The organism is Burkholderia sp. E168m22, assembly GCF_001319805.1.
GTDB classification, from domain to species: domain Bacteria; phylum Pseudomonadota; class Gammaproteobacteria; order Burkholderiales; family Burkholderiaceae; genus Burkholderia; species Burkholderia orbicola.
This window is the reverse complement of record NZ_BBSK01000089.1, coordinates 1-7,731: the sequence shown is the minus strand read 5'-3', so window position 1 is coordinate 7,731 and position 7,731 is coordinate 1. Positions and strand designations below refer to the sequence as shown.

Genomic DNA, 7,731 nt, shown 5'->3' with positions numbered 1-7,731 from the left:
CACGCCCGCGAAGCGCCTCGATTCGCCGGAGAAGGTCGACGGCACCGCGCAGTTCGGGCTCGACGTGCGCCTGCCCGGCATGCTGTACGCGGTGATCGTGAACAGCCCGGTGTTCGGCGGCACGGTCGCGAGCGTCGACGACACGGCCGCGAGGAAGATCCCCGGCGTTCGCCAGGTCGTGCGCGTCGACAATGCGGTCGCGGTGGTCGGCGATCACACGTGGGCCGCGAAGCGCGGCGCATCGGCGCTCGTCGTGAAGTGGAACGAAGGCGCGGGCGCGAAGGTGTCGACCAAGGACCTGTTCGCGGATCTCGCGCAGGCGGCGGCGAACGGCAAGGGCGCGGTCGCACGCAAGGAAGGCGACGTCGGCAAGGCGTTCGCGAACGCGAAGACGCGCGTCGACGCCGTCTACGAACAGCCGCTGCTCGCCCACGCGACGATGGAGCCGGTGAACTGCACGGTGCACGTGCGTGGCGACGGCTGCGAGATCTGGGTCGGCACGCAAGTACCGACCCGCGCACGCGACACGGCGCAGCAATTGACCGGGCTGTCGCCGGACAAGATCGTCGTGCACAACCATCTGCTCGGTGGCGGATTCGGCCGACGGCTCGAGACCGACATGATCGGCCAGGCCGTGAAGGTCGGCAAACAGGTCAACGCACCGGTGAAGGTGATCTGGACGCGCGAGGAAGACGTCCAGCACGACATGTACCGGCCGTGCTACCACGACGCGATCTCGGCCGGCCTCGACGCGAACGGCAAACCGGTCGCGTGGCAGCACCGGATCGTCGGCTCGTCGATCCTCGCGCGCTTCGCGCCGCCCGCGGTCAAGGACGGCGTCGATCCCGACGCGGTCGAGGTCGCGGCCGAACTGCCGTACGACCTGCCGAACCAGCTGGTCGACTACGTGCGCCAGGAGCCGCGCCACGTGCCCACCGCGTTCTGGCGCGGCGTCGGGCCGACGCGCAGCACGTTCGTCGTCGAAAGCTTCATCGACGAACTGGCCGCGCAGACCAAGACCGACCCGGTGCAGTACCGCCGCGCGCTGCTCGACAAGACGCCGCGCGCCCGCAACGTGCTCGACGTCGCGACGAAGGCGGCCGGCTGGGGCACATCGCTGCCGAAGGGGCAAGGGCGCGGCGTGTCGGTGATGCACGCGTTCGGCAGCTTCTTCTCGATCGTCATCGACGTCGCGGTGGACGGCGGCGAGGTGCAGGTCAAGCGCGCCGTGTGCGCGGTCGATTGCGGGATGTACGTCAATCCGAACACGATCGAGGCGCAGGTGCAGGGCGGCATCATCTTCGGGATCACGGGCGCGCTGTACGGCGAGATCACGATCGAGGACGGCCGCGTCGTGCAGACCAACTTCAACGACTACCGGATGATGCGAATCAACGAGGTGCCCCCGATCGAAGTCCATCTGGTGAAGAGCGGCGAGGCGCCGGGCGGGATCGGCGAGCCGGGCACGGCCGCGACCGCGGCGGCGCTGTCGAACGCGATCTTCGCGGCCACCGGCACGCGGCTGCGCAAGCTGCCGGTCGGCAACCAGCTGAAAACGGCCTGAGGGGAGGGGACAACGATGCGATATCTCACCCTGAACCTGAACACGCTCCGCGCGTGGCTGTTCGCGCTATCCGCTCTGGTGATCGGCACGGCTGCGCATGCCGCGCAGACGGCGCCCGCCGACAGCGCGCTCGTCGCCCGCGGCGCGTATCTGGCGAAAGCCGGCGACTGCGTCGCGTGCCACACCGCGCCGCGCGGCACGCCGTTCGCGGGCGGCCTGAAGATGGTCACGCCGATGGGCGCGATCTACACGACCAACATCACGCCCGACCCGGAGACGGGCATCGGCGGCTATACCGAAGCGGATTTCGCCAGCGCGTTGCGCAAGGGCGTCGCGAAGGACGGTCATAACCTGTATCCGGCGATGCCGTATCCGTCGTACGCGAAGCTGAAGGACGACGACGTGAAGGCGCTGTATGCGTACTTCATGCACGGCGTCGAACCGGTGAAGCAGGCGAACCGGCCGTCCGACATCCCGTGGCCGCTCAACATGCGCTGGCCGCTCGCGTTGTGGAACGCGGTGTTCCTCGACACGACGCCTTACGCGGACAAGCCGGCCAAGGACGCGATGTGGAACCGCGGCGCGTATCTCGTGCAGGGGCTCGGGCACTGCGGTTCGTGCCACACGCCGCGCGGTGTCGGCTTCCAGGAGAAGGCGCTCGACGAAGGCGGCGCGGCGTTCCTGTCCGGCGCCGCGATCGACAACTGGTTCGCGTCGAACCTGACTGGCGAGCACAACACCGGGCTCGGCCGCTGGAACGAGGCGGACGTCGCGCAGTTCCTGAAGACCGGCGCGAATCAGCACGCGACCGCGTTCGGCTCGATGGTGAGCGTGATCAACCACAGCACGCAGGAACTGACCGACGACGATCTGGCTTCCATCTCGCGCTACCTGAAATCGCTGCCGGCGGCAGGCGGCACGGGCGCGCCGCCGTACCGCTATGATCCGAAGGCGACGCAGGTCGCGCTGGGCCGGCCGGCAGCCGATCCGGGCGCGAAGGTGTATAACGCTTACTGCCTGCATTGCCACGGGGTGGACGGGCGCGGTTATGCGCCGCTGCTCGCGCCGCTCGCCGGCAATCCGAACGTGCTCGAGGCCGATGCGTCGTCGCTGATCAACGTGACGCTGAACGGCAGCGACACGCTCGTGATCGGTGGCGTGCCGTCCGCGTATCCGATGCCGGCGTTCTCGAACCAGTTGAACGACCAGCAGGTCGCCGACGTGCTGACGTTCATGCGCGCCGGCTGGAACAACGGCGCGCCGGCCGTGCAGGCGGCGGACGTCGCGAAACTCCGCAAGGCGACGGCGGCCGCGCACTGAGCGCGGTGCGCTGCAAAAACGACGGCGGCCGGCGTGCCTGCCGTCGACGCCGCCGGGCGCGTGCCTGCCCCGGCGGCGTGGCTTTTTCTGTTTCTGTCAACCGGCGCGCGACCGTTCGCGGCAGCGCGCGTTTTATCGACGCAATGTAGGGGTGTCTGGATGGCTAACGTGACTTATACGGATACGCAACTGCTGATCGACGGCGAGTGGGTCGACGCCGCGAGCGGCAAGACGATCGACGTCGTGAACCCGGCGACCGGCAAGCCGATCGGCAAGGTGGCCCACGCGGGCATCGCCGATCTCGACCGGGCGCTCGCCGCCGTGCAACGCGGCTTCGAGGCATGGCGCAAGGTGCCCGCGCACGAACGCGCGGCGACGATGCGCAAGGCGGCCGCGCTGGTGCGCGAACGCGCCGACACGATCGCGCAGCTGATGACGCAGGAGCAGGGCAAGCCGCTTACCGAAGCGCGCGTCGAAGTGCTGTCGGCGGCCGACATCATCGAATGGTTCGCGGACGAAGGCCGCCGCGTGTACGGCCGGATCGTCCCGCCGCGCAACTTCAATGCGCAACAGACGGTCGTCAAGGAGCCGGTCGGCCCGGTCGCGGCGTTCACGCCGTGGAACTTCCCGGTCAACCAGGTCGTGCGCAAGCTGAGCGCCGCGCTCGCGACCGGCTGTTCGTTCCTCGTGAAGGCGCCGGAAGAAACGCCCGCATCGCCGGCCGCGCTGCTGCGCGCGTTCGTCGACGCAGGCGTGCCGGCCGGCGTGATCGGCCTCGTGTTCGGCGATCCGGCTGAAATCTCGTCGTACCTGATTCCGCACCCGGTGATCCGCAAGGTGACGTTCACCGGTTCGACGCCGGTCGGCAAGCAACTGGCCGCGCTCGCGGGCCAGCACATGAAGCGCGCGACGATGGAACTGGGCGGCCACGCGCCGGTGATCGTCGCCGAGGACGCGGACGTCGCGCTCGCGGTGAAGGCCGCCGGCGGGGCGAAATTCCGCAACGCGGGCCAGGTCTGCATTTCGCCGACGCGCTTTCTCGTGCACAACAGCATCCGCGACGAATTCACCCGCGCGCTGGTCAAGCATGCCGAAGGGCTGAAGGTCGGCAATGGCCTCGAGGAAGGCACGACGCTCGGCGCGCTCGCGAACCCGCGGCGCCTGACCGCGATGGCGTCGGTCGTCGACAACGCGCGCAAGGTCGGCGCGAGCATCGAGACCGGCGGCGAGCGGATCGGCGCGGAAGGCAACTTCTTCGCGCCGACCGTGATCGCGAACGTGCCGCTCGAAGCGGACGTGTTCAACAACGAGCCGTTCGGCCCGGTCGCGGCGATTCGCGGCTTCGACAAGCTCGAGGATGCGATCGCCGAGGCGAACCGTCTGCCGTTCGGTCTGGCCGGCTACGCGTTCACGCGTTCGTTCGCGAACGTGCATCTGCTGACGCAGCGCCTCGAAGTCGGGATGCTGTGGATCAACCAGCCGGCGACGCCGTGGCCGGAAATGCCGTTCGGCGGCGTGAAGGATTCGGGCTACGGGTCGGAAGGCGGCCCGGAAGCACTGGAGCCGTATCTCGTCACGAAGTCGGTGACGGTGATGGCCGTCTGAGGGTGGCCTTGATGGCCTGATGGCCGGTTGGCCGCGTGCGTGCCGCCATTTGCGCGGTACGCACCCGGCTGGCGTTGCCGAGCGCCGGGCGTTCTGCCCGGCCTCGTTGTTTCCGATTCGTTCGCCGTCGGCACCTGCAGCGCCTGCTGCTCACGAAAGCCCGGCCATCGACGTGCGATCAGCGCCAGAATTGCTCCACCCACTGGCAAACACGTTGCCACTCGGCGGTCCTCATGTACGCCTGGGTTTCCTTCTCCAGTTCCGGCACCTTGTGCCAGTCGTCCAGTGCGATGGATTGACCGAGCACGAAATTTCCGCGCTGGTAATTGGCGTTCAGTATCTGCCCGGCCTGTTGTGCGGCGATCGCCGCCGTCGTATCCATCGTCAGCCCGAGCAGGGCTGCCGCCGGTACGCGCCCGCTTTCGAGCGGCCACAGCCATTTCGAAACGCCCCAGGTCAACGGGTTGCCGACGGCGTCCGGGGCAATGCCCACGGGGCTGGTTCCGGTGCCGAGCGACAACAGGCGCACATCGTCCAGGCTGCCTGCGCGACGGCTCGCCAGCGCCTCGGCAATGGCGGACACGGAAGGATTGTTCGCAAACACGCCGCCATCGGCGAAATAGCCAAGCCCGGCGATTTCGTACGGCGGGAAATACGTCGGCGCAGCCGACGTGGCAAGTGCGGCATCGAACAGGCTGACGTTACGGTAGGCGTTGCCGTTTCCGTTGGAGAAGGTGCACGGAGCCCAGCTCCTGGTGGGCGGATCCCACAGGCGCGCCGAGTTGATTGCGACGAAGCGGGACAGATCGGCCAGCTTGCCGCTGCCGACCAGCGACTTGGCGATCTCCTGTAGCCCGGTGTTGACATACTGGCATTGGAACACGCCCGGGCCAGCCAGGATCGTGCCTTGTTCGAGTGCTTGCGGGTGCTGCTCGAGCACTTGCTTTTGCGCCAGCCACGCCCCGTTTTCCCGAAAGATCACCGGGCCCTTCGTCCTGTAGATATCGACGATCTCGGAAATGGATACGCCCCGGGCGAGCCCCAGGGCGATCAGGCCGCCCGTGGATGTGCCGGCAAAGCCGTCGGCGCTCGCGATGATCCGGCTGCGCCGGTCGAGGTCCTGGATGAGCAGGGCGGTGATCAATCCCCGGATACCGCCGCCATCGCAACTGAGAATCTTGAAAGTCATTGCGTTTCCCTTTTTGATCGTGGGATGAATGCGAATGGCGCAACCCGGCGGGCATCCCGCCCGTGTCGCCGGGGGATGCTCCGCTACCTGCGCCGTGTCGCCGCCGGAAATTCACGCCGGCGGGCGAAGCGTCGTGCGTTATTGCTCGTCGAACCTCACATCGAGCACGGTGTAGGCATCCCACGCATACAAATACGCGTTGTCCTTGGAATAGAGCGACAGTTTCTGGTGGTTGAAATCGGAAATCAAAATCGAGCCCTGACGCGTCCATCCGCGCGCGCCTATCCAGTTATAGAAACCCACGTAGGCGTTATTGCTGACGGACATATATCGGCTGGTGCCGAGGATCCGGTAATACGTCACGCCGTTATAAGGGTACTGTTCGAGCGTCAATGCTTTCGCGGCGGAATCGACGAGAACGGCCCATTCGCCGCTGTTTTGGCCAAGCCAGCCCAATTGCACACCGTCGTGATAGAGCGCCATTTTGAATGTATCGACCTCGATGGCAGAAACAGGGGCAGTGTTGGCGAATTCCGCAAAGGTCCCGTGTGGCTGATTTTCAATCGGATTGAGATTCATTTTTTTCACCTTGAAGAGGTTGGATGCTTCCCCGTGCCTTCGAGAACAGCGCCATGCGCTTCGGACGCATGGCACGCCGGCATCGTCAAAGGCCGCGATTCCGGCGAATTCGGTGGTGCTCCAATCCGGCTGGACGATGGCAGATCGACCATGATGGCGCCGGATAACGCCAGCGATCACGGCCGAGACGGCGGGACATGCCGGAGCATTGGCATTATCGAATGCCAGGCATTCAATTTCCTTCTATTGGGGTGATTGTCTCGAGTGTCGCCGCTGTATTTTCGATTGACTTGGCACCAGTGATTTATAGGAAATGAAATGACGGATGACAAGGTTGGCGGAAGAGGTGAATTTAATCGAAATTAAAACAATACCGATCGAATTGCATATATTTGAAACATTCGAACCTGTCCGACCCCATGAATGGTTTCGCATGCGTCGGATGGCAGGGATGGCGGCAGAGGCGGTGACGCATTTCCGCTTTAACGAGTGTGAGTCGACGTGGGGCGTTTGCTCGTTCCCTCAGCCGCGCGGGAATGACCCGCTGGGGAAACGAAACACGAAATCAGCGGCCAGATATGTCGCGGCCATTTGGCCGCCGTGTGGAAGTGTGTATCAGGTGCTCAGGTGCGCGGCGTTCGTACGCCGCCGCCGGACGCGTTGCGATCGAGCGTCTGCGCGCGCCCTTTGGAACGACGCTGACGATCCGTGAATCCGGAGTGCCCGCTTATTTTGTTGGCCTTGCCAAATTCGTTTAACGTTAGCCAAACGGCCGGCCGGCGACAAATTCATTCAACTTTTGCGGGTTTGCTACGAATGTCTGAAGAATACGAAGTTCATGGTCCTCATGACCATGCGGTGGAACATCACGAGTCTCATGGTGGCGATCCAGGTACGTCGCGCATTGCAGTGCTGACGGCCGTGCTTGCGTGCTTCGGCGCAATATCTGCCTATCAGAGCGGTGCCGACGAGAGCCTCGCGCTGCTCTACAAGAATGACGCCGCAATCCGGAAAACCGAGGCTGCGAACCAGTGGGCCTACTACCAGGCGAAGGGTGACAAGCAGAATCTCGCCGAACTCGGTGCGGCGTTGAGCCCGGAGACATCGCCGCAGCGAAAGCGGTTCGAGACGGATGCCGCGAGATACCGCGCCGACAAGGAACCGATCCGGGCGCGCGCGGAGGCGCTCGAAAAGGAAGTCGAGAAGAACAACGCGGCGAGCGAGGAGCGGATGCACCGACACCATCGATGGTCGCAGGCGACGACCGTCATCCAGATCTCGATCGCGCTGGCCGCTATCACGATCCTCACGCGGCGATCATGGATGCAGGGGCTGTCGATCGGCGTGGCCGCGATCGGCATCGTGGTGGCGGGGTTGGCGTTCTTTGGGGTTTGATGGGCTGAGAGGTCGTCAGGGTCCAGTCGTATCGATACAGACTAGCGGTCATAATTTTACATAACGTGAATTATCGACC

Annotated in this window: 6 protein-coding genes; 4 read left to right on the top strand and 2 right to left on the bottom strand. The window is 65.2% G+C overall.

Going from position 1 to position 7,731, the window contains the following annotated elements:
• The 3 genes from AP428_RS20180 to AP428_RS20170 all read left to right on the top strand — a co-directional run.
• On the top strand, positions 1–1,564 hold a 1,564-nt coding region (locus AP428_RS20180; protein ID WP_054928352.1), incomplete at its 5' end, for a xanthine dehydrogenase family protein molybdopterin-binding subunit.
• A gap of 15 nt (positions 1,565–1,579) precedes the next feature.
• Positions 1,580–2,884, top strand: a complete 1,305-nt coding sequence (locus AP428_RS20175) for a cytochrome c (RefSeq protein ID WP_011547691.1) — start codon at positions 1,580–1,582, stop codon at positions 2,882–2,884.
• Positions 2,885–3,043: 159 nt separating this feature from the next.
• Positions 3,044–4,489 carry an NAD-dependent succinate-semialdehyde dehydrogenase gene (locus AP428_RS20170; RefSeq protein WP_011547690.1) on the top strand — a complete coding sequence of 482 codons (1,446 nt, stop codon included), beginning with the start codon at positions 3,044–3,046 and terminating at the stop codon, positions 4,487–4,489.
• Between the two features lie 178 nt (positions 4,490–4,667).
• Here the strand turns inward: AP428_RS20170 and AP428_RS20165 are convergent, their stop codons facing one another.
• Both AP428_RS20165 and AP428_RS20160 read right to left on the bottom strand, forming a co-directional pair.
• Positions 4,668–5,678 (bottom strand): patatin-like phospholipase family protein, encoded by a 1,011-nt coding sequence (locus tag AP428_RS20165; RefSeq protein WP_011547689.1) that lies wholly within the window; start codon positions 5,676–5,678, stop codon positions 4,668–4,670.
• Between the two features lie 138 nt (positions 5,679–5,816).
• Positions 5,817–6,257: a hypothetical protein gene (locus AP428_RS20160; protein WP_011547688.1), complete on the bottom strand. Its 441-nt coding sequence runs from the start codon at positions 6,255–6,257 to the stop codon at positions 5,817–5,819.
• 816 nt (positions 6,258–7,073) lie between these two features.
• On the opposite strand from AP428_RS20160, the gene AP428_RS20155 reads away from it, so the two are divergent.
• Positions 7,074–7,652 (top strand): DUF4337 domain-containing protein, encoded by a 579-nt coding sequence (locus AP428_RS20155; RefSeq protein WP_011547686.1) that lies wholly within the window; start codon positions 7,074–7,076, stop codon positions 7,650–7,652.
• Positions 7,653–7,731 lie beyond the last annotated feature (79 nt).